Here is a 22,332-nt window from a genome sequence, read left to right on the forward strand (position 1 = left end):
ACAATAGGTGTATGAACAAAAGTTATCGTTTTTATTATAGGCTTATGGTGCTAAGATAGAACCTTATTTGTGTGATTGAATACAGTCCTGTTTGACCACTCTCTTGTGAGGCTAAATATTGAGTTCGATATCATATTATAACTGTATAAATATAATATATTGCGGGAACTTTTTTTGATATATGGGAAACATTCTTGTTGGGATATGGCTGTTAGTTTGACAGTATTGGCATGACAAAATGCATTTGACACAATATTGCTGATGAGACGCGTGAAGGCACGTGGACGTGCTTGTATTTGTGTAGGGCTTTCAATGGTGTAGGAAAATTGGCGTTTGTGAAGATGTGCATCGGTAGAGAATTTTTGCATAAGAGCATTTAAATCAAAAGTTTTAACACACTCACTTTCTTCACTACGGGCAAAAGCAAGGTAATCTTCTAACATGTTTTGCGTGTCGCTCACATCTTGTTCAAGCGGCTTGATATCAAAGTCAGTATTTGCTAACGCTTGCTGAAGTTTAAAACGGGTGAGAATGGTTCTTAAATCATGGCTTACACCCGAAAGCATCGTGGTGCGTTGTTCGATATAGTTAGAAGATGGTGAGTGTGTGTATTTTGCTGGACATGAGTTTAGGGTTTTGCATACACTGGGGCATTTCCTTGGTCATGTTATTTATTTCAATGAGAAAGAGCGCTTAGCCTTCTTGGGTGTTGTTCTCTTTCGTGGTTCTATTGGACGTACGGACTTCCCCTTCTGTTCTTATGAAAAATTGATGAAATCCCTTCGAGAAAAAGTTTTACCCTTAGGCGATGATGTTTGTTTTATCTGTGGGCATGGTCCCAAAAGTAGTATAGGCTATGAGCGCCAAAATAATCCTTTTCTTCAAGATTTTAATATATGAGAAAACAAAAAAAACGCTTTGAAGCGTTTTTTTTGCCATTTAAAACTTTTTTAGTAGGACGCAACAGAAGTTAATTTATTGGGGCATAACAAATGTGTTCCAAACCATTACGGTCTCGAAAGGTCCCTGTTTTAGGGTTAAAGGAACGGTATTTTTTCTTGCAATAGTTAAGCCAATCAGATTCTAATGATTGCTGGAATGGCTCATATGCCACCGTTTGCTGCACTTGATAAACCCCTTGATTTTGCGGAACTTTTTGATAAATTACCTGACTTTGTGGTACTATTTGATAAACCACTTGTGGCTGTTCTGGTTTTTTTAAAATTGTACCAAGAATTGTACCTGTTGCAAGACCAAGAATGCCCACCGCTAAAGCATCTCCTGAGTTGTCTATATGAATATTACTGTGTTTTGTCTTTTTGCGCTCGACGTAATGATATGTTTTGTTTTCAACATGATGATAATGGTGGTGGTGGTGATGATGGTGTTGTTGTTGTTGTTGTTCCGTCTTACTATGTTTGGCTACAGACCTTTCATGTTTGGCTTTAAATCTTCTCTTGTTGTCATCAGAACTCTTGTGGAAATCATCAACAAACTTTTGGAAATCATCAGAAAAAAAACCACGTTTTTTATCAGAACAATGGGAGTGAGAAAAACCGCAAGGCAGAATATCAGCTCTCTTCCTTATTTCCCTTATCGCATCATCTCTTTCTTTACGCATCTTCCTCATCATATCATCTATTTCTCTCGAGATAGAGTCACTACGATTCCATGCCATATCCGCAAGCGTTGCATTTAGCGGCATCAAAATGGTCACAGTTGACATTGCTGATAATACCGCTAACCTGATCACTTTTTTCATAATGATGCTCCTTGTGTTAATTCGTATTTTTCACATCCTACACGTTTCAAACTGAATAGAGCCTGAACAATTTGGGACTTTATTGTGACAAAACAAATAAATAAGCCATTTAGTAAAAGCTATCATAGATACTGACAAAATTTTGATTTCAATTTAATGTATTTAATTGATAAGATTGTATTGGTAGTAGATGATTTTTACTATGTTGTATAAAGTATTTATTTGGGAATAATTTGTTCCTATCAATTAATTTAATGTAATTTAATAACTATTTTATAAATAAAGCCTATAGTTTTATCACTATATAATTATGATTAATATAAAATTATATATTGTAGTATAATTGTATAAATATAATATATTTGTAGTAATATTTTGTTTCATGGAAGATATTTTTTAAAATTTGTCTGCATTTATTTATATTTTAGAAGTTTTTACAGTTTTAAAGATTTTTATAATAAAGTTGAACAAGAAAGATTTTTTAAAAAGTCAATAAGTTTAGGCATTTTTTGTAAAATATCCTCTCTTATGTTGTCTTAGAAAAATTGGAATATTTTTAATATTTGCTGTTATCTATTTTTAGGGCAATACTGTTTGCTCTTCATCGATAGTCAGTTTTTTAGAAGAGCTAAAGATTAGTTTTGGCGGTGTGAAATTTCTTGCTCCTTCATTGATTGCGTTTTTTTCGTTTTATCGTTGCTTGATTAGGGGTGTTTTTACGAGATTTTTCTTTTTGATTTTCCAAAATACCAGTGTCCATGGTTGGTCCCATGTGTGCAAGGTCTGGTTTGGAGAAAAGACTTGGTTGTAACACGGGCTTTTGGGGGGATTGTTCTCTATGATGTGTTAAGGGATTCTCCGCGAGTTCTAGTTCTATCTTTTGTAATTGTTTGATTTCATCGCGAAGGCGTGCTGCTTCTTCAAAATTAAGATCAGCAGCTGCTTCATGCATTAATTTTTCGAGGTGTTTAATATGAGATGCTAAATTGTTGCCAACCATATTTTTTTTCTCGATGACATCAGGGATATTTGTACGAATATGGTTGTTTTCATAACCTGAATTGAGAATATCTCCGATATTTTTTTTGATACTTTTCGGTGTGATATGGTGTTCTTCATTATAGGCTATTTGTTTTTGTCGACGTCTTTGTGTCTCCTGTAAGGCTCGTTTTATGGAACCAGTGATCGTATCTGCATAGAGGATAACACGGCCATCTACGTTACGTGCAGCACGTCCGATTGTTTGTATGAGGGAAGTTTCAGAGCGCAAAAAGCCCTCTTTATCGGCATCTAGAATGGCAACAAAACCACATTCTGGAATATCTAAGCCTTCTCGGAGCAAGTTGATACCGATGAGGACATCAAAGGTGCCAAGCCGAAGATCGCGTAGAATTTCAATGCGTTCTAATGTATCAATGTCGGAATGCATATAGCGTACACGAATACCTTGTTCGTGGAGATATTCCGTTAAATCTTCGGCCATACGCTTGGTTAGGACGGTCACTAGTGTGCGGTAGCCTTTTTGAATTGTTTTACGAATTTCATTCACAACATCATCGACTTGATTTTTGGCTGGACGAACCTCTGTTGGTGGGTCAACAAGCCCTGTGGGGCGAATAACTTGTTCTGCAAAAGTACCGTGAGATTGTTCTATTTCCCACCGTCCAGGTGTTGCGGAGACAGCAATCGTTTGTGGGCGCATAGCATCCCATTCTTCAAAGCGCAAAGGACGGTTATCCATACAAGAAGGGAGGCGAAAACCATATTCTGCTAAGGTTGCTTTTCTGCGAAAATCACCTCGGTACATACCACCAATTTGGGGAATGGTTACATGGCTTTCATCGATAAAAACAAGAGAATTGAGTGGAATATATTCGAATAAAGTTGGGGGTGGTTCACCGGGATTTCGTCCTGTTAAATAACGTGAATAATTTTCAATTCCCGGACATGAACCGGTGGTTTCCAACATTTCCAAATCAAAAACTGTACGTTGTTCTAAACGTTGTGCTTCTAAAAGACGTCCAGCTTCGTTCAACTCATCGAGGCGTTGAACGAGTTCCATTTTGATAGATTTCATCGCTTGGTTAAGTGTTGGGCGTGGTATTACGTAGTGTGAGTTGGCATAAATTTTAATTGATTGAAGATCGCCTGTTTTTTGTCCGGTGAGAGGATCAAATTCCGTAATTGTTTCCACTTCATCGCCAAAGAGCGAAATACGCCAAGCACGATCTTCGAGGTGGGCAGGGAAAATTTCGATTGTATCCCCTCGTACACGAAAGGAACCACGAACGAAGTTGATATCTTGTCGATAATACTGTTGAGAGACTAAATCAGCCAAGAGTTTTCGTTGATTGAGTTTGTCCCCTTTTTCTATTTCGAAGGTCATGGCCGTATAGGTTTCTACGGAACCAATTCCGTAGATGCAGGAGACAGATGCGACGATAATAACATCATCACGCTCTAAGACAGCGCGTGTTGCAGCATGGCGCATACGGTCGATTTGTTCATTAATTGAGGATTCCTTTTCAATATAAGTGTCTGAGCGTGCAACATAGGCTTCTGGTTGATAATAGTCATAATAGGAAACAAAATATTCGACGGCATTATGGGGAAAAAAACTTTTAAATTCCCCATAAAGCTGCGCTGCTAGAGTTTTATTGGGAGCTAATATTAAAGCTGGACGCTGTGTTTTTTCAATGATATTGGCCATTGTATAGGTTTTCCCTGAGCCGGTAACACCCAAAAGCACTTGTGTACGTTCATTTTTTTGAATTCCCTCGACCAGAGTTTTAATGGCTTGAGGTTGATCTCCCGCTGGTTTAAAAGATGTTTCGAGTTGAAATGGAATACCACCTTCAGATTTTTCAGGACGAATGGGGCGGTGAGGTGTCCATAATGCACCATTCTTAAAAAGAGGATTACCTGAAGCAATAAGAGCAGAAAGAGCTTCTACTGTTGCAGTAACACCATTTTTCATTGTTGTATCCTTTGATAGAAAAGTGCTGGTGATTTTAAAGAAAATACTAATTTTTACAAATTTATTACGACAACAGCAAAACGTTATTGAACAGATTTATTTTGGTTTATTAGAGCTTTCATTAGGATATTGATCAAGTTTTTTATGAGACAAATTCTTCGAAGTATTTCTTTGGAAGGAGCATATTTGTGGTTGTTCGTGAACACTATTGCATTTTTGCCATGATGATATTCAAGAGGGCATAAGTTATTATAGCTGTTATGGAGAATAATCGGTACGTTTGGGCATTAAAGACATTGTATATGTGTGATAAAGATCATTTCCATCTTTAAATGAAAGATAACGAGATGACACCCAACCTATTTGAGTGTTATATCGGATATGGCACCAATTTCCTTCACAGTTTTTAACAAAAACTAATTCTCCAGCAGAGATTAAGCCGCAAAGTGCATATTGAGTGCTGGGACCTGTTCTAAAATTAAGATTTCTCGTAACAAAAGCATCTGCTGCCTCTGATATTGTTGTGGCTAAAAAGAAAGAGCCAAACATAAAAAAAATGACGATTTTTTTCATTTTTCTGTAAAGAATTTCTTTAGAGATTTTCTATCCTTCTCTCTTCATATTCTATATAATTTCTTTTACTAGATTATGATAAAACAGAAAAAAATACAATTCTTTCTTCTTTAGGACACTTTAAAGAGAAGAGTGAAGTTTAACGTTTTAAACACCAAAATGAGATGTTTTAATCACTATTTGTGCATGTTTTGTTTCCTTTATTTATTTTTATATGGAAAACAGCGATACTGTACTATATAATAAAAAAGATCGTAGTTTTCGGATTCCAAAAGTAATTTTGGAAGCCGTTTTTTGTATTTTTATTAAACCTTCCGTGTAATAGAAAGGGACGGATTATGGAAAAAGTTCCGATGACTACAGCTGGTTTTGAGAGTCTTAAAGAAGAGTTGCGTTGGCGTCAACAACAGGAGCGTCCGCGAATTATTGAAGCAATTTCTGAGGCGCGTGCGCATGGTGATTTATCTGAAAATGCTGAGTATCATGCAGCTAAAGAAGCACAAAGTCTTAATGAGGGGCGTATAAATGAGCTTGAAGATTATATCGCACGAGCAGAAGTGATAGATGTCTCGCGTCTTTCAGGTGACAAAATAAAATTTGGCGCAACCATTAAACTCTTGGATGAGGATACTGAAGAAAAAAAAGTGTATCAGATCGTAGGAGATCAAGAAGCTGATGTAAAGGTTGGTAAAATCTCTATTTCTTCGCCTATCGCACGTGCACTTATTGGCAAGCAAGAAGGTGATGTGATTGAGGTGAATGCACCAGGTGGTGCGCATAATTACGAGATCATTAAGGTTCAGTACATCTAAATAACATATGGATTATTATGCGTGTATCTTTGGACGAAACTGAAATTATTGCGCCTCACTTTAAAAGGCGTTTGTCGGGAGTAACATCTACGATTATTCAGCTTATTCCACTGCAACGCGAACAGGGTGTGCGTATATCCACTTTGGGGTTTGGTTTACCACGAACTTTACCGACACTTGCCTTTAAGGACCTTTTCGGACTTTGGAAAAGTCCGAAAGGGAAGCCATTTCGTATTTGGCATGCACGACGCAATATTGAGATGCTTTGCGGGGTGTTTTTACGCGATGTTTTGCGAATGAAGCTTAAACTCATCTTTACTTCGGCATCTCGACGCGAACACAAGCCTTTTACCAAATGGTTGCTTCGTCGTATGGATAAAGTTATCGCTACTAGTGTATGTACGGGAACCTATCTAGAAGTGCCTCATAAGGTTATTATGCATGGAGTGGATATTAGGCGTTTTTCACCCCCCAAAATTCCTGATGATTACTTTCCAGCAACTGGGGTGCCAGGAAAATATGCGGTAGGATGTTTTGGGCGCGTGCGCTATTTAAAGGGTACTGATTTGTTTGTGGACGCGATGATGGCATTATTGCCTGACTATCCCGAATGGACAGCACTTATCGCTGGTCGGACTACAGAACAGCATTATGGTTTTGAAAAGAAATTACGACAGAAGATTGCTGAAGCTGGTTTAAACGACCGCATTATTTTTCTTGGTGAAAGGCTTGATATACCTGTGTGGTATCGCCGTTTATCACTTTATGTAACTCCGTCTCGTTTGGAAGGTTTTGGTCTGACACCATTGGAGGCAATGGCATCACAGACGGCTGTAGTGGCGAGTGATGTAGGAATTTTTAAAGAATTGGTGGTCGAGGGAACAGGAACGGTTGTTCAAGCAGGAGATGGAGCGGCTTTAACAGCAGCAATTGAACCTTATTTTGCTGATGTAGAAAAAACATTGGCAGCCGGAAAGAAAGCTTTAACCCATGTTCGTACTCACTTTCCTTTGGAAAAAGAGGCAAGCAAGATTGAAAGTGTTTACAAAGAACTGTTTGCAGAAAAAACACTTTGATTATTATATCAAAAATCTTTTTGAGGAATGATAAAAGTATTTTTCTTAAAGGTTTTTCATAGTCATTAAGAAAACAGCTCAATGATATAAATGTTATTTTACAAAATTTATATTGTCTTTAGTAGCACGCTATAAAAAGTTCTCAAAATTTTGGATAAAATATTAAAAATGTATACGCTTGAGAGCGATATGTAGTTTATGATAAAGCATACTAGGAGAGAAGAAAGCTACTTTTATTCATTGATATTTTAGAATAAGAAAATAATGCTTTAACTCAAGTCTGGGGATTTATGCACTATCTTATACGGGGTCGTGCTGATATTGTTCGTTTTGTAAGACTTAAATAGATAGCAAAAAAAAAAACGTTTTCTTGTCTTAAAAAGATAATGATGGTATCTCCATGGATAAAATAGTCGTACATATTTTCAATAAATTCATAATAAGATGGATTTAAGATCAATATATATATATATATATATGATTTTTATAGATAATTTACCTTTTCAATTTGAATAAGAGCTTTGAGTACCGTAAGATTTTCTCATGTAAAATCTGTTGATATTAACAATGAGAGCTATCTTCTTGCACGTCACAATTGGAAGAGAGCATGTGGCGGATAAAAACTATTTAAGAAAGGTGTAAAGAGATTTCTTATAAATTGTCTGAAATGCAGTCTGTTGCAACATTAACAGCAGAAAAATAATATGATGGTGCTAATTGTATCTTATGTTGTGGTTTCGGTATGCACTTTATTATTTAAGTAAAAATGATGGGACCAATTATATCTTATACCTTTCATAAGAATTGTTGTGAAATGAATAAGATGAGTATTGTGAGATGTTTTTTAACAAGCTTGTAAATTTGTAATAGAATGCATTCTATTTTCCATAAAGATGTTGTTCTATTAAAGAGAAAAAACATTTTTATTAGCAAATATTCATATTTTTTGCATTAGAAATTATTCATAAAAAAAAGAATGTTTTATGTGTCCATTTTTAACGATAAAAGGGCTTAATAGAGTAAAGAGTTATATGTTATGAATGTGAAAGCTCTTGGTACTTGATTGTTCTTGCCGAATTATTTTTATGTTAACTTGTATAATCATCTATATGATAATTTGATTGAAATTTCAGAAAATTTTCGGTCGATTGAGTGAAGGTTGAATATTATTACGCATATTGTTCATACCTTTTATTTTGGTAAAATAAAGTGTTATGCATTAAAATTGTTCACGCCAGAAAGCGGGAATAAAAAGGACGAATATTGTTATGATTTCAAGGCGTCCAGCTAACATTAGAAAACTTAAAATCCATAAAGCATTATCATTGATTGTAGAGAAATTACCTGCAGGGCCAATGATATCTCCAAAGCCTGGACCAACATTTGAAAGTGCGGTTAAGACACCTGTAAAGGCAGAGGTAAAGTCAAGACCGGTTGTAAGCAAAAGTGCAGTGCCGATAACAAGGCAGAACATATAAAGACATACAAAAAATAAAACGGCTTGAGCAACATCGTTTGATATATTTGAGTGATCATAGCGAGCTTTTACGACAACATTAGGAGAAAGAAGTTTTTGTATATTTGTTTGTGTAATACGCCAAAGAATAATAAGGCGATTGATTTTCATGCCACCAGAAGTAGAACCAGCACATCCGCCTGTAAAAGAAACAATGAAGAAAATTCCAAGCGCAAACGGTCCCCAAAGTTGATAATCTTCAGCGCTATAACCTGTGGTGCTAATAATGGATGAAAGGTGAAAAATGACATCAAGGAAAATCAAGTGGAACGCGCGATGATCATAAAACCGTAGCCATGCCGCTAAAGCAAAGCTAAAAAGGAGAACGATATGGAGAAAAACAATCACTTGTGGGTCAAGGAAGCGTTTGGAGTGTCCAGGAAGGACTAATTTAACATAAAGTACGAAAGGTAAAGCAGAAAGCAACATGAAGATTGTTGAAATAATTAAGATGGCTGGTGTATCAGAAAAATAGCCAAAAGAAGCATCATGCGTTGAAAAACCAGCTGTTGCTACTGTACTCATTGCATGGTTAATGGCATCAAATAAATTCATGCCTGCAGCAAAATAAGAAAGCATACAAGCCAATGTTAACCCAACATAAGCGATGATAATTCCGTTAGCAATTTGGTTGATGCGAGGCAATATTTTTTCAGATTTATCAGATGATTCCATATGAAAAAGTCGCACGCCACCCACACGCAGTGAAGGCAAAATTAAGAGGGCTAAACCGATAAAACCAATGCCCCCAATCCAGCATATAAGAGAACGCCATAATAAAATACTTCGCGATAAATTATCAAGATCAGAAAGGACTGTGGAGCCTGTTGTTGTAATTCCAGAAACAGATTCAAAAATGGCTCCTGCTAGAGAAATGGGAAGAGGAGAAAGATAAAGAGGTAAGGCACCTACGATGCTTCCTGTAAGCCAAAGACAAACAGTGAGCATAAAGCCAAGCCGTGCTGAAAAGCGACAAGTAGCTCCCTTAGTTGCTAAAAGAATCAGCGTTGCTAACATGGTGGTTATGGCACAAGAATAGAGAAAGCTTATCCAATTACGATTGTTGTCGTGCAAATCCACAAAAATTGGCAAAAGCATTGCTCCTCCCATGATTAAGGCAAAACGTGCACAGACATTGATAATAAATTGAAAAATGATCGTTCCCTATCTTTGTATCTCTTTTTATTATGGTTTTGTGCTCATAAGAAGTTACATTTTTCTCTTTATAGGATAAGGATTAATTCTTAACATTAGCGTGCCTTGATGAATTAGTAATCAGACCTTTTCATAAAACTTGAAAAGAAGTATACATAACATAATTAGGGCTCTTGAAAAATATTTTTTTAAAAGGCTGCATTCCGTTATCATTTATAGAATAATTAATTTATAATAAAGTGAAGGGGATTTAATGGTACAATCGCATATTCGTCTGCTAATTATTGGCTCAGGTCCGGCTGGTTATACAGCGGCGGTCTATGCAGCAAGAGCAATGCTTAAGCCGGTTTTGGTGACGGGCTTGCAGCAGGGTGGACAATTAACAATTACAACTGATGTTGAGAATTATCCAGGTTTTGCAGATCCCATTCAAGGACCATGGTTGATGGAACAAATGGCAAAACAAGCTGAGAATATGGGGACAAAAATTGTCTATGATACAATTATAAAGGCTGATTTGTTGAAGTATCCTTTTGTCTTATATGGGGATTCAGGAACACAATATTCTTGTGATGCACTGATTATTGCAACAGGAGCTCAAGCGCGCTGGCTTGGTTTAGAAAGTGAACAGACCTTTATGGGCGGAGGTGTTTCCGCTTGTGCTACATGTGATGGCTTTTTTTATCGTGATAAGGACGTTATTGTCGTGGGAGGAGGAAATACGGCTGTTGAAGAAGCACTTTATTTATCGCATTTGGCTAAAAGTGTAAGCGTGGTTCACAGGCGGGGGCAGTTTCGGGCAGAAAAAATTTTACAAGATAGGTTGCTGGCTTGTAATAATGTGCGTGTTCTTTGGGATCATGTGGTTGAAGAAATTGTGGGGCTGCCAGCTCAAGATTCAATGGGCGCTGTTGTAACAGGGGCACGTCTGAAAAATGTTAAGACAGGTCACGAGATGAAAGTGAATGCAGAGGGCATATTTATTGCCATTGGGCATGATCCTGCTGTTTCTCTGTTTGAAGGACAGCTGAAACAAAAACGAGGCGGCTATTTATGGACAGCACCCGACTCAACAGCAACAAGCATTGCTGGTGTTTTTGCTGCTGGGGATGTGACAGATGAAACATTCCGCCAAGCTGTAACAGCTGCGGGAAGAGGATGTATGGCAGCGTTGGAAGCAGAACGGTTTTTGGATATACCCAGGCGTTAGTCATTCATTGAGAACATAGAGAATATAGAGGTAGAATTAATTGTGGCGCCACCGTTGGATTGGGATAAGTTAAGGGTTTTTCACGCTGCAGCAGAAGCGGGATCTTTTACGCATGCTGCTCAAAAACTTCATTTATCTCAATCAGCCGTTTCACGACAGGTTTCGGCTTTAGAACAAGAGGTTGGGGTATCCTTATTTCAACGTCATGCGCGTGGTTTGATTCTTACAGAACAGGGAGAAACTCTTTATCGTACAGCTCATGATGTTTTGATGAAGCTTGAAAGTGTGCGTTTGCAATTAAGTGAAAGCTATGCAAAACCAACGGGGCACTTGCGTGTGACCTCGACCTTTGGAATGGGGGCAGGGTGGATTGCAGAGCGTATGCCAGAATTTCTTAGTCTTTATCCTGATATGCAGGTTCAGCTTTTGCTTTCCGATGAAGAGCTTGATTTGACAATGTGTCATGCGGATTGTGCTGTTCGCTTACATCAACCCAAACAACCTGATCTTATACAAAGAAAACTCTTTACAATTCATATGCATGTCTATGCTTCGGAAAAGTATATTGCAAATTATGGAAAGCCGGAAAAATTGTCTGATCTCGATGAGCATCGTATTATTTCGTTCGGTGAACCTGTTCCACCTTATTTGTCTGGTTTAAATTGGTTGGAAAAGGCTGGTAGAAGTGATGGATCATTGCGCGTTTCAGTTTTACAAATCAACAATATCATCTCAATAAAGAATGCGCTTATGCGTGATCTTGGGATTGCTGTGCTTCCTGATTATATCGTCAATAATGATGAGCATTTAGTGCGTCTTTTTCCTGATATGGTTGATATTCCTTCTTTTGATACTTTTTTTTGTTATCCTTATAATTTAAAGAATTTGGCAAGGTTAAATGCTTTTCGAGATTATATTTTTTTAAAAGCTCGCCAGTGGTCTTTTTAATATTAATATCTTAATTTATAAGGAATAATTAGCTGTTTTGCAACTTGAGACTCCCGTAATATTCTTTCGTTTCAAATTTGCCTATATTGAATCAATTAAAATTATTTGTTGCACATTAAAAGTGGAGGGAGTCCGTACGGGTAAATATTTTTGAAAAGAGGGATAAATGTTTTTTATGAATACTAGCAACCGTGAGGGTTATTATATATTGAAAAATGGACAATCGTGTGATGGTGTAGTTAACATTTTTACTATTTAATTAAAGAGAGTGGTACATGATGGAGACAAATTTAAAGCTATGTGTTTATTGCATAGCAGATACGCTTAAGTCTTTATTGTGCTTTTCCTTATAAAATGACATAGAATACTATCTCTTGATTATGTTGCCTCCCAGTTTCGTTTTCTTGAGTGTTCCCTTACGAAGATCTATCAGATTGATTTTATCTCTGAGGATTTTCCAAATTTGCCGGACATATGTCCGGCTTTTTTTTTTAAATTTTTGAAAGAGTCCCTAGAAATTGCAATATATGGGAAGATGATAAAGAAAAAATTTCGAAACTGGTGGATATCCAACAATTTTTTTAAGAATACTAAAATTCAATGAGGAGTTTGAGAGGGGATATTCTATTGTACTGTAAAAGTCTGTCTTTTAGGGGTGTGATATAAAATATTTAAAACCTTATACATGAAGTGCTTTTTATTAGAATGTGAGGTGAATATTTAAGGCAGGTCTTGTTCATAAAGCCTATGAAGTAAATCAAGTAGTTATTAAATAGAACTTAAAGGAAACTGGATTGCTTACACAACGATGGGAGGTGGCTTCTTCTTCGTTTTAGGACGAAGAAGAAGCTGAGAAATAGAAGAGATTTTATTGTAAGGGCCTTTGATTATAAGGGCAATTGTGTTTAAAAGTGCTCGGTCTTTTTTAGAGTTATAAATTGAATGGAGAAAGTAGAATAGGCTTGTCATCTCTTATGATAATAGACCGATTCATTTATTTGATAGCTAAATTTTTTTGATCTTTATCTACAGCATCTATTTTTGTGTTTATTCATAGATATTTTTGCTGAATCGATAGATTTAGACCATGACACAGTTTCAGATATTTTCTCGGATATACTAACATTCGGCAAAAAACAATCACAAGAGATGATATTAAAAATTTTAAATTAAACTGTTGCAAAAACGCTGTATACGTATACAAGCTTTTTCAAGTAATTCTTCTGATGTTGCATAAGAAATACGAAAAGTTGATCCAAGTCCAAAAGCAGATCCTTGGACGACAGCAACAGCTTCTGTTTCTAGAAGCGCTATGGCAAAGTCTTCATCATTCGTAATACGTTGACCATTGGGTGTTTTCTTTCCAATAAGTCCAGTGCAAGAAGGATAAACATAAAAAGCACCCTCAGGCGTTGGACAGTGAATGCCAGGAGCTTGATTTAGCATGGAGACAACGAGATCACGGCGTGCTTGAAAAATACTTTTATTTTTAGCAATAAAGTCTTGTGGCCCGTTGAGTGCTTCAACCGCAGCCCATTGTGAAATGACACTTGTTCCAGATGTTTGCTGTCCTTGAATGGTATCCATGGCTTTAATTAATTCTTGTGGTCCGCCTGCATAACCGATTCTCCATCCCGTCATCGCATAGGCTTTAGAAACACCATTCATTGTGAGTGTACGCTCATAAAGCGCTGGTTCTACTTGAGCTGGAGTCACAAAGGTAAAACCCTCATATGTGAGATGTTCATATATATCATCGGAAAGGATATAAACATGAGGATATTTTACTAAAACATCTGTAAGTTTTTTCAATTCATTATGTGTATAAGCGGCACCTGATGGATTTGAAGGAGAGTTAAAGATGAACCATTTGGTTTTGGGGGTAATGGCAGCTTCTAGCTCTTGTGGTTGGAGTTTATAAGAAAATTCGGCTTTTGTTTCTAAAAAGACAGGCGTACCATCGTTGAGTGCGACCATTTCTGGATAACTAACCCAATAAGGGGATGGAATGATGACCTCATCTCCTTTATTCAAAGTTGCCATGAATGCATTAAAGAGAATTTGTTTTCCACCGGTACCAACAATAATTTGTTCTGGTTGGTAAAGAAGATTATTTTCTCTTTTAAACTTTGCAGAAATTGCTTGGCGCAATTCTGGAATTCCTGATATGGGAGGGTATTTTGTTTCTCCCCTTCGAATAGCTTCAATAGCCGCGTTTTTGATGTTGTCTGGGGTATCAAAGTCTGGCTCTCCAGCACTTAAAGCAATAACATTGCGCCCTAATGCTTTTAAATGGCGGGCCTTTTGAGAAGCAGCAATTGTTGCAGAAGGTTTGATACGAGACAGTTTGTCGGCAATAAAAGCCATAATTTTAAATCCTTATATTATATCAACAAATGGTTATTGCTTTAAGGATATTCTATAAGAGATTATATTGTATGCAATAAAAAACTTCCAAAATACTCTTACACGGGCTTTATATTCTTCTTTTTTGAGATATTTTACAAGATAATCTCTTCGTAGATTTTATGAAAGTTTTTGAGGAAGTATAAGAGAGGTTTGATAAATTGTGCAAAGGAGATAAGCAGTCTTTTATTTTAACAAGGTAAAATAATGCTTTATACAAAATAAAAAAATCTTCGTCTTTACAGACGAAGATTTCTAAATAAAATATTGCAGAATTTAAACTTTAAAGTGCTGCAAGGTTACCAGCGGCAAATTTTCCTGAACGACGATCTTGAAGAACATCATAAGAGATTTTTTGCCCTTCATTAAGACTGTTTAGACCTGAACGCTCGACGGCAGAAATGTGTACAAATACATCTGCACTACCATCGCTAGGCTGAATGAATCCGAAACCTTTTGTTGTATTAAACCACTTAACTGTTCCTGTAGACATAGGAAACTCCTTAGAATATATAATTATATTGAGCATTGAAGCTTTCATTTCTTCAATACGGTTGTAGATCGAAATTAGGTGGGAGAAGTTTCGTCGAAAGTGCAGATTGCACAGGAAAGAAAGTCACGTAACCGAAAATTCGATGAAACCTCTATAAAAGTTTTTAGAACAAAAAGCAAGTCTTAATCAATTTTTATATAAAGAAAAAATAAGAAAACAGTGTATATTTTGCTAAGTAGAAAAAAATTCAACTAAAATAACTTTGTAGTGAACGTACCTCAAGGTGCCTTTTTTTGAGTGCTTTGATCGCTTCTACGACGGCTTCGGCTCCAGCTATTGTTGTATAATAGGGAACATTTTGCATGAGTGCTGCATAACGTAATGATTTTGAGTCTGAGATGGCACTGGCAGTGCTAGTTGTATTAAAAATCAATTGAATTTGGCGATTACGAATAGCGTCTTCAATATGGGGGTGTCCCTCTAGAACTTTGTTAATTTTTTTTGCTTCAACGTGGTGTTCGGTGAGAAATTTTTGTGTTCCACTTGTGGCGACAACAGAAAAGCCAAGCTCAGTTAAACGTTTTACAGGATTTAAGATGCGTTTTTTATCTTCATCCCTTACAGAAACGAACAAAGTTCCCTCTTTAGGGAGTTTTACACCAGCTCCAAGTTGGGCTTTAGCAAAAGCAAGCGAAAATTCATAGTCAAGTCCCATAACTTCACCGGTTGAGCGCATTTCTGGACCAAGAAGTGTATCAACACCTGAAAAACGAGCAAAAGGAAATACTGCTTCCTTGACGGCAATATGTTGTTTTTTTTGCAAAGAAGGTAATCCACCATAAGCTTCAAGAGCATCATGAAGCGTTTCTCCTGCCATAATACGTGCAGCCATTTTAGCAATAGGGCGACCAATCGTTTTTGCAACAAATGGGACAGTACGTGAAGCACGGGGATTGACTTCTAAGACATAAATGGTGTCATCTTTTATAGCATATTGTACATTCATTAAGCCGCGAACATGAAGTGCTTGTGCTAATGCTTTGGTTTGGCGCTCTAATTCAGTAACTATTTTATTTGAGAGCGTATGGACTGGTAGAGAACATGCTGAATCACCAGAGTGGATACCAGCTTCTTCAATATGTTCCATAATACCAACGATTAGTGTTTCGTTACCATCACATAGACAATCAACATCTACTTCAATTGCTTCTATTAAATAGGTATCAAAGAGAAGCGGATTTTTACCAAGCAATATATTGATTTGTCCTGTTGTGTCGTTAGGATAACGGACTTTGATATCTTCTGAAATTAATTCAGGGACACTCTCAAGTAAATAATTTTGTAAGCTACGTTCATCACGAATAATTTGCATAGCACGTCCTCCTAAAACATAAGAGGGACGTACAACCAAAGGGAAGCCTAGTTCGTGGGCAATGAGGCGTGCTTGTTCAATGGAGTGGGCAATACCATTTTGAGGTTGTGTTAAATTAAGTTTAAATAACAGTTTTTGAAAGCGGTCTCTATCTTCTGCTAAGTCGATAGCGTCAGGTGAAGTACCTAGGATGGGGATATTGTGTTTTTCTAGAGCGCTTGCCAATTTCAAGGGTGTTTGTCCGCCAAATTGGACGATGACTCCAACCAAATCTCCTTTTTCCTGTTCTGCTTCTAAAATAGCGATAACGTCTTCTGTTGTTAAAGATTCAAAGTAAAGGCGATCAGAGGTATCATAGTCGGTTGAAACTGTTTCAGGATTACAGTTAATCATAATCGCTTCAAATCCTGCATCACGCAGTGCAAAAGCAGCGTGGCAGCAACAGTAATCAAATTCAATACCTTGCCCAATGCGGTTTGGTCCACCGCCTAAAATAGCAATTTTTTTGCGTTCAGAAACGTGTGCTTCCGAGTGCTCTACACCTGCAAAGGGAACTTCATATGTTGAATACATATAGGCTGTAGGAGAAGAAAATTCAGCGGCACAAGTATCAATCCGTTTGAAGACGTGTTTAACATTCAGTGATTTACGTAAAGCTGCGATATAATCGGGTTCTTTCCCTGTAAGGGAGGCTAATCGCGCATCTGAAAAGCCCATAGCTTTTAACATACGTAAATTATCTGCGTCTTGGGGTAATCCATGAATGCGGATACGCTGCTCCATTTCAATGATGGAGGCTATTTGTTCTAAAAACCACGGATCAATTTTGCTAATTTGGTGAATCTCATTTAAGGGTAAGCCTGTGCGCATGGCTTGAGCAATATAGCGTAGACGATCAGGGCTTGGTATGGCAATGGCTGAGCGTATAGAACTTTTTTCATCACCTTCAGCATGCTCTGGAATCACAATTTCATCAAGACCCGTAAGCCCTGTTTCAAGTCCACGGAGTGCTTTTTGTAACGATTCTTGAAAAGTGCGTCCAATTGCCATGACTTCTCCTACAGATTTCATCGCAGTTGTGAGGACAGGTGATGAACCGGGAAATTTTTCGAACGCAAAACGAGGAATTTTTGTCACAATATAGTCAATAGAAGGTTCAAATGATGCTGGTGTTGCACCACCCGTGATATCATTTTTTAATTCATCAAGTGTATAACCAACAGCCAGTTTAGCCGCTACTTTGGCAATGGGAAACCCCGTTGCTTTTGAGGCAAGCGCTGAAGAGCGAGAAACACGCGGATTCATTTCAATAACAATGAGGCGCCCATTTTCAGGATTGACAGCAAACTGTACATTGGATCCCCCCGTTTCAACACCAATTTCTCGCAAAACAGCAATCGAAGCATTACGCATACATTGATATTCTTTATCGGTTAAGGTGAGAGCAGGTGCTACAGTGATCGAATCACCGGTATGAATCCCCATTGGATCAATGTTTTCAATAGAACAAACGATGATACAGTTGTCGTTCTTATCACGAACAACTTCCATCTCATATTCTTTCCACCCTAAAACACTTTCTTCAATTAATACTTCTGTTGTTGGTGAAGCTTCAAGCCCACGTTCAATAATTTCATAGAATTCAGAGCGGTTATAAGCGATTCCACCACCAGTTCCACCAAGGGTGAATGAAGGACGAATAATAGCTGGAAGCCCAACAACATCAAGAGCTTGAACTGCTTTTGCTGTTGCATGAGCGATATAATGTTGTTTGCGATCAGCTTCGGTATGTCGCCAGTTGCGCTCAAGTTCTTCGAGTGCTTTGTCAAGCGCAGCACCAGAAAGTTTTGCTTTAAGTTCAGCACACGTTTTTGCGTGTTGTTGGCGATTTTCTTCTTTCAGTTCTGTTGCATTGGCTAACATAGAGCGTGGCGTTTCCAAACCGATTTTTGCCATCGCTTGGCGGAATAAAGCACGATCTTCAGCTTTATCAATAGCATCAGCATTGGCTCCTATCATTTCAACATGATAGCGGTCTAGAATACCCATACGCTTTAATGATAAAGCAGTATTGAGGGCTGTTTGTCCTCCCATAGTGGGCAAAAGGGCATCGGGACGCTCGTGAGCAATAATTTTGGCAACTATTTCAGGAGTAATGGGCTCTATATAAGTTGCATCAGCTAGATCTGGATCTGTCATAATCGTGGCAGGATTAGAATTTACCAAAATAATTCGGTAACCTTCTTCTTTTAATGCTTTACAGGCTTGAGTGCCTGAATAATCAAATTCACATGCCTGACCAATGATAATAGGTCCTGCTCCGATGATAAGAATAGATTTTATATCTGTGCGTTTGGGCATGACTTTTTCCTATGACAAATATCTATGTGCGATTGTTGCGGGCAAAATATTTCAGTTCTGAGGCTACAATCATTTTATAAGTTAAGTGACAAAGAAAGTAAGCATTAAAATACCTTTTCCATGCTTTTTTTCATAAAATTGAAGATAAATTTCTTTTTTGAGTTGAGTCATCTCGTCAGTCTATCAAAAGTATGACCTTTGATAAAAAAATAATAACAGTGCTCTAACAAATTAGAATATTCAAGCATACTGTGGAGCATAAAAAGCCGGAACATCTTTCCAATCCATTGCCGGTATATTTTGTGTTTTATGACATTTTTTGCCTAAGAGAGCACGCTCTTTTTCTGTTGCTTGTAAAACATAAGCCATTATTTATGGTTCAATGGGATTTCGTAAAATGAAGTGGGAAGCTTATCGTGTTGTTCCGTAAAATACTGCCGTTTAGAGCTGTGATATAAGGTATGAAAATTGACCACATTAAGGTATTTTTTGTTAGTATATGATAAAATTCAGGACAAGATTTGTGTGTAGAGAGCTTATGAAATAAACTATATCAAATGGTTTCAGTTGGAATCTGTTAGATAAATAGCAAGATTGTTGATAGATCAGCTCTGGTCGAAGTTTCCGTCTTAGGGTAGGAAGAAAGTCAATCTATGTATCTTTCCATTTCATAAAAAGGTGAGAGTGTATTTAATACAATGGCTAAGGAGATAATTTCAGAATGATTTTGTTTGTTTTTAAAAGATAGTGAATACTCTCCCTTTACTTTATGGATGATGTTCAAAACTTTTTAAAATATAAAGAAGGCTAAAATGCTGAATATTTCCCAAACGAGAGTATTCTGTCTGAAAGATGTATCAATAGGAAAGCTTTTGGTGGCTAGGTCTCAAAAAGGGATTTGTCATATAGCGTTAGGAGACACTATAGAGCAATTATTACAGGAGTTTACGATACGCTTTGGTGATGCACAACAAGTTGTAGGTGACAATACATTTAAGAGAGAAGTTGCCCATATTATAGCCATGATAGAAACACCTAAGCTGGTAAAAAAATATAATTTTCCCTTAGATATAAATGGTACAGTTTTTCAACGACAAGTATGGGCAGTATTATGTGATATACCATGTGGTGAAACAATTTCATATGAGATCTTAGCATGCCGTATTGGTATGCCGAAAGCTTTTCGTGCCGTTGCTCATGCCTGTGCACGTAACGAATTGGCTATTATCATTCCGTGTCATCGTGTTGTGCGTAAAAATGGTTTTATTTCAGGGTATCGTTGGGGGGAAAAACGGAAACAGATTTTACTACAACGGGAACAAAATGGAAAAATTTAACTTTGTGTAATGGGCATTATAATCGTTACAGTTGTTCCTTTCATTTCTTTTGAAGTAATTTCAAGTTTTCCTTTGTGGAGTTCTAGCAAGGAGCGTGAAATGGCTAATCCAAGACCTGAGCCCGTATGAGATTTAGTGAGCTGATTTTCGACTTGTTCAAAAGGTTGCCCAAGTTTTTTAATTGCTGATTGGGGAATACCAACACCTGTATCTGTAATTTTAAAAATAAGGTTATTTTTTTTCTTGAAAGCGCAGACATCAATATTTCCGCCAGAAGGCGTAAATTTAACGGCATTAGAGATGAGATTAAGGAAAATCTGTTTCATTGCACGACCATCAACTTCAGCATGAAGTTCTGGGGTAATGTTTGTTGTAACAACAATATTTTTTTCTTGAGCTTGGGGCGTTAGTGTTCGTACTGCTTCACTAATGATGGGCTCAAGATCGGTATTTTTACAATCAAGCGTAAATCTTCCTGCTTCGATTTTTGACATATCAAGAATGTCATTGATAAGGGTTAGAAGATGGGTTCCTGAATTGTAAATATCATGCATATATTCCTTATAGCGTTGTGAGCCAAGAGGGCCAAAAGTTGATTGCAACATGATGTCTGAAAAACCAAGAATAGCATTCAGAGGCGTGCGCAATTCATGAGACATATTGGCTAAAAATTCTGATTTAGCCTTATTAGCACTTTCGGCGCGTTCTTTTTCTGCTTTCAAACTTTTATTAAGTTTTTCAACTTCTGTTGCGCGTTGTTGAGCACTCCCTCGTGCGCGCTTGAGTTCTTGAATGAAAGAAAAAAGACGCCTTTCACTGTCTTCAAATTTTTCCTGTTGTTGTTTAAGCTCAGAAATGTCAGTACCAATACAAACCAATCCTCCATCTTGGGTTCGTCGTTCGTTAATTTTGAGCCAACAACCATCTGCCGTTTGGCGAATACTGGTTAAGTTACCAGTACCATCATCTTTAAGGGGATATTCACTGAGTGCAGGGCGTGCCATGGCTTCGACGGTTGCACGTTGGATACCTGATTGGAGAATTTGTTTAGGAATAGCGGCATATTCGCAAAATTTGCTGTTGGACATGACTAAACGTCCTTCAGCATCCCACAAGACGAAAGATTCTGAAATGTTTTCAATCGCATCACGGATACGAAGGTCGGCTTGCGCTGTTTGTTCAGCCAATTGTTGCTGTTCACTAATATCGAAGGAAATACCAACCAAATGGGGTTCTTCTTCTTCAGTAACTTCGGCACGAATGCGCATCCATACATAATGACCATCAGCATGACGCATAGGAACGTTAATATCGATATGCTTTTTTTTACCGCTCATTAATTCTTGAGCAAGATCAAAAAAATTCGCATCATTTGGATTGATAATGGCGCTAATTTGGGAAATTGAGAGCAGTGCATCTTGAGGGACATAGCCGAGCATTTCGTACATTGCTCGTGACCAGTAGACGCGTCCACTTGCCATATTCCAATCCCATAGTCCACAGCGTCCACGCATCATTGCCATATCAATACGGTTTTGAATTTTTTCTGAAACAAGATCTGTTTTGCGTGCTCGTACAATTTGGTTGTAATAAGCATAAAGAAGAGCGAGGATAACGCCACTAGTTCCAATAAACATGGTTATATTTAACGAGAGAGCTTTCCGCCATTCCATGTAAATATGTTGCATTTTTTCACTGATGAATACCCCATATTGTCCATTTTCTGTTTGCTGAAAGGAAGCAAGAGCAGGAATATCTTTTCCTATTGTAATTTTCATGATTCCAGCATGTTTTCCTAGAGCTTGTAAAGTAATGCTTTCAGAGGTAAAATCCTGTAAGGGTTTTCCTAAGACAATCTCGGAACTTGATGAAGCTAGGACATTGCCTTTTTGATCGACAATAGCAATAACAGCGCTGGTTTTTATAAAACCTTTGTTACGAAAATTGGTCAGGATATTTTGTAAATGATTATGAGAAAGAGCAGCAGCTTTTCCTTGTTGAGTGGCGGCAAGTAAGTCACGGTCGATTATATTGGTAATATGAGAAGCTAAGAGAGCGATGGTAGAATGCGTGTTTTTATCAATTGTGTTGCGCCAATCATAGATTGATAAGGAACGGATTGCTGCTAGTATAACAAGAAATGCAAGAATTACAAATGGGAGTGAACGTCGCAGCCAAGGTTCAATAAAAAGAAGTTTTTTATAGGCCGAACCAGAAAACAGATTGGTACGCTCTGTCCGCTCCTTGCGACTTTGAGCGCTTGATTTTGAATCAGCATACACCTCCCTTGGCGCATTATATGCGTCCAATTTAGCCATCTCGCGTTCCTTTAAT

General features: G+C 37.5%; 14 protein-coding genes and 2 pseudogenes. 6 read left to right on the forward strand and 10 right to left on the reverse strand.

Annotated features, from left to right (window positions below):
• Positions 1–185 precede the first annotated feature (185 nt).
• Positions 186–584: pseudogene (locus tag ACFINS_RS03140) on the reverse strand (sensor histidine kinase); the annotation flags it as partial.
• 4 nt (positions 585–588) lie between these two features.
• Between ACFINS_RS03140 and ACFINS_RS03145 the strand changes: the two are divergent.
• Positions 589–900, forward strand: a pseudogene (locus tag ACFINS_RS03145) (MBL fold metallo-hydrolase); the annotation flags it as partial.
• A 70-nt stretch (positions 901–970) separates the two neighbouring features.
• Here the strand turns inward: ACFINS_RS03145 and ACFINS_RS03150 are convergent.
• The 3 genes from ACFINS_RS03150 to ACFINS_RS03160 form a co-directional block, all read right to left on the reverse strand.
• A complete protein-coding gene (locus ACFINS_RS03150; protein WP_375611188.1) occupies positions 971–1,762 on the reverse strand; it encodes a BA14K family protein in 792 nt (263 codons plus the stop codon).
• Between the two features lie 667 nt (positions 1,763–2,429).
• On the reverse strand, positions 2,430–4,739 hold the full coding sequence (uvrB, locus tag ACFINS_RS03155; RefSeq protein ID WP_375705890.1) for an excinuclease ABC subunit UvrB: 2,310 nt from the start codon (positions 4,737–4,739) through the stop codon (positions 2,430–2,432).
• Positions 4,740–4,997: 258 nt separating this feature from the next.
• On the reverse strand, positions 4,998–5,312 hold the full coding sequence (locus ACFINS_RS03160) for an SH3 domain-containing protein (protein WP_375612971.1): 315 nt from the start codon (positions 5,310–5,312) through the stop codon (positions 4,998–5,000).
• Positions 5,313–5,650: 338 nt separating this feature from the next.
• Between ACFINS_RS03160 and greA the strand changes: the two genes are divergently transcribed.
• Positions 5,651–6,124 carry a transcription elongation factor GreA gene (greA, locus tag ACFINS_RS03165; protein WP_375628657.1) on the forward strand — a complete coding sequence of 158 codons (474 nt, stop codon included), beginning with the start codon at positions 5,651–5,653 and terminating at the stop codon, positions 6,122–6,124.
• A 17-nt stretch (positions 6,125–6,141) separates the two neighbouring features.
• Positions 6,142–7,200, forward strand: coding sequence for a glycosyltransferase family 4 protein (locus tag ACFINS_RS03170; protein ID WP_375705891.1), 1,059 nt, complete (start codon positions 6,142–6,144; stop codon positions 7,198–7,200).
• Between the two features lie 1,219 nt (positions 7,201–8,419).
• Here ACFINS_RS03170 and ACFINS_RS03175 read toward each other — a convergent pair.
• On the reverse strand, positions 8,420–9,814 hold the full coding sequence (locus ACFINS_RS03175; protein WP_375611192.1) for a TrkH family potassium uptake protein: 1,395 nt from the start codon (positions 9,812–9,814) through the stop codon (positions 8,420–8,422).
• A 310-nt stretch (positions 9,815–10,124) separates the two neighbouring features.
• Here ACFINS_RS03175 and trxB point away from each other — a divergent pair, with 310 nt between their 5' ends.
• Both trxB and ACFINS_RS03185 read left to right on the forward strand, forming a co-directional pair.
• Complete coding sequence (gene trxB, locus ACFINS_RS03180) at positions 10,125–11,081, forward strand: thioredoxin-disulfide reductase (protein ID WP_375638079.1); 957 nt, start codon at positions 10,125–10,127, stop codon at positions 11,079–11,081.
• 42 nt (positions 11,082–11,123) lie between these two features.
• Positions 11,124–12,029, forward strand: a complete 906-nt coding sequence (locus ACFINS_RS03185; protein WP_273791217.1) for a LysR family transcriptional regulator — start codon at positions 11,124–11,126, stop codon at positions 12,027–12,029.
• 1,164 nt (positions 12,030–13,193) lie between these two features.
• Here the strand turns inward: ACFINS_RS03185 and ACFINS_RS03190 are convergent.
• The 4 genes from ACFINS_RS03190 to ACFINS_RS03205 all read right to left on the reverse strand — a co-directional run bounded on the left by ACFINS_RS03190 (position 13,194) and on the right by ACFINS_RS03205 (position 19,030).
• Positions 13,194–14,396, reverse strand: coding sequence for a pyridoxal phosphate-dependent aminotransferase (locus ACFINS_RS03190; protein ID WP_375612967.1), 1,203 nt, complete (start codon positions 14,394–14,396; stop codon positions 13,194–13,196).
• A gap of 322 nt (positions 14,397–14,718) precedes the next feature.
• Complete coding sequence (locus ACFINS_RS03195) at positions 14,719–14,928, reverse strand: cold-shock protein (RefSeq protein ID WP_012754908.1); 210 nt, start codon at positions 14,926–14,928, stop codon at positions 14,719–14,721.
• A 247-nt stretch (positions 14,929–15,175) separates the two neighbouring features.
• Complete coding sequence (gene carB / locus ACFINS_RS03200; protein ID WP_375705892.1) at positions 15,176–18,661, reverse strand: carbamoyl-phosphate synthase large subunit; 3,486 nt, start codon at positions 18,659–18,661, stop codon at positions 15,176–15,178.
• 240 nt (positions 18,662–18,901) lie between these two features.
• Complete coding sequence (locus ACFINS_RS03205) at positions 18,902–19,030, reverse strand: hypothetical protein (RefSeq protein WP_375705913.1); 129 nt, start codon at positions 19,028–19,030, stop codon at positions 18,902–18,904.
• Positions 19,031–19,473: 443 nt separating this feature from the next.
• On the opposite strand from ACFINS_RS03205, the gene ACFINS_RS03210 reads away from it, so the two are divergent.
• Positions 19,474–19,998, forward strand: a complete 525-nt coding sequence (locus ACFINS_RS03210; RefSeq protein WP_273791214.1) for a methylated-DNA--[protein]-cysteine S-methyltransferase — start codon at positions 19,474–19,476, stop codon at positions 19,996–19,998.
• Here the strand turns inward: ACFINS_RS03210 and ACFINS_RS03215 are convergent.
• The gene (locus ACFINS_RS03215) at positions 19,995–22,316 is read right to left on the reverse strand and encodes an ATP-binding protein (protein WP_375705893.1); all 2,322 of its coding nucleotides are present in this window, start codon (positions 22,314–22,316) and stop codon (positions 19,995–19,997) included. The genes ACFINS_RS03210 and ACFINS_RS03215 overlap by 4 nt on opposite strands.
• Between the last annotated feature and the right edge of the window lie 16 nt (positions 22,317–22,332).

Source organism: Bartonella sp. AA2SXKL, assembly GCF_042197205.1.
Classification (GTDB): domain Bacteria; phylum Pseudomonadota; class Alphaproteobacteria; order Rhizobiales; family Rhizobiaceae; genus Bartonella.

What these genes read in the sequence shown, in the direction of transcription:
- trxB (WP_375638079.1), top strand. Translation starts at nt 10,125, where the DNA reads ATGGTACAATCGCATATTCGTCTGCTAATTATTGGCTCAGGTCCGGCT.
- ACFINS_RS03150 (WP_375611188.1), bottom strand. Translation starts at nt 1,762, where the DNA reads ATGAAAAAAGTGATCAGGTTAGCGGTATTATCAGCAATGTCAACTGTG.
- carB (WP_375705892.1), bottom strand. Translation starts at nt 18,661, where the DNA reads ATGCCCAAACGCACAGATATAAAATCTATTCTTATCATCGGAGCAGGA.
- ACFINS_RS03170 (WP_375705891.1), top strand. Translation starts at nt 6,142, where the DNA reads ATGCGTGTATCTTTGGACGAAACTGAAATTATTGCGCCTCACTTTAAA.
- ACFINS_RS03175 (WP_375611192.1), bottom strand. Translation starts at nt 9,814, where the DNA reads ATGCTTTTGCCAATTTTTGTGGATTTGCACGACAACAATCGTAATTGG.
- ACFINS_RS03160 (WP_375612971.1), bottom strand. Translation starts at nt 5,312, where the DNA reads ATGAAAAAAATCGTCATTTTTTTTATGTTTGGCTCTTTCTTTTTAGCC.
- uvrB (WP_375705890.1), bottom strand. Translation starts at nt 4,739, where the DNA reads ATGAAAAATGGTGTTACTGCAACAGTAGAAGCTCTTTCTGCTCTTATT.
- ACFINS_RS03205 (WP_375705913.1), bottom strand. Translation starts at nt 19,030, where the DNA reads ATGGCTTATGTTTTACAAGCAACAGAAAAAGAGCGTGCTCTCTTAGGC.
- greA (WP_375628657.1), top strand. Translation starts at nt 5,651, where the DNA reads ATGGAAAAAGTTCCGATGACTACAGCTGGTTTTGAGAGTCTTAAAGAA.
- ACFINS_RS03195 (WP_012754908.1), bottom strand. Translation starts at nt 14,928, where the DNA reads ATGTCTACAGGAACAGTTAAGTGGTTTAATACAACAAAAGGTTTCGGA.
- ACFINS_RS03215 (WP_375705893.1), bottom strand. Translation starts at nt 22,316, where the DNA reads ATGGCTAAATTGGACGCATATAATGCGCCAAGGGAGGTGTATGCTGAT.
- ACFINS_RS03210 (WP_273791214.1), top strand. Translation starts at nt 19,474, where the DNA reads ATGCTGAATATTTCCCAAACGAGAGTATTCTGTCTGAAAGATGTATCA.
- ACFINS_RS03190 (WP_375612967.1), bottom strand. Translation starts at nt 14,396, where the DNA reads ATGGCTTTTATTGCCGACAAACTGTCTCGTATCAAACCTTCTGCAACA.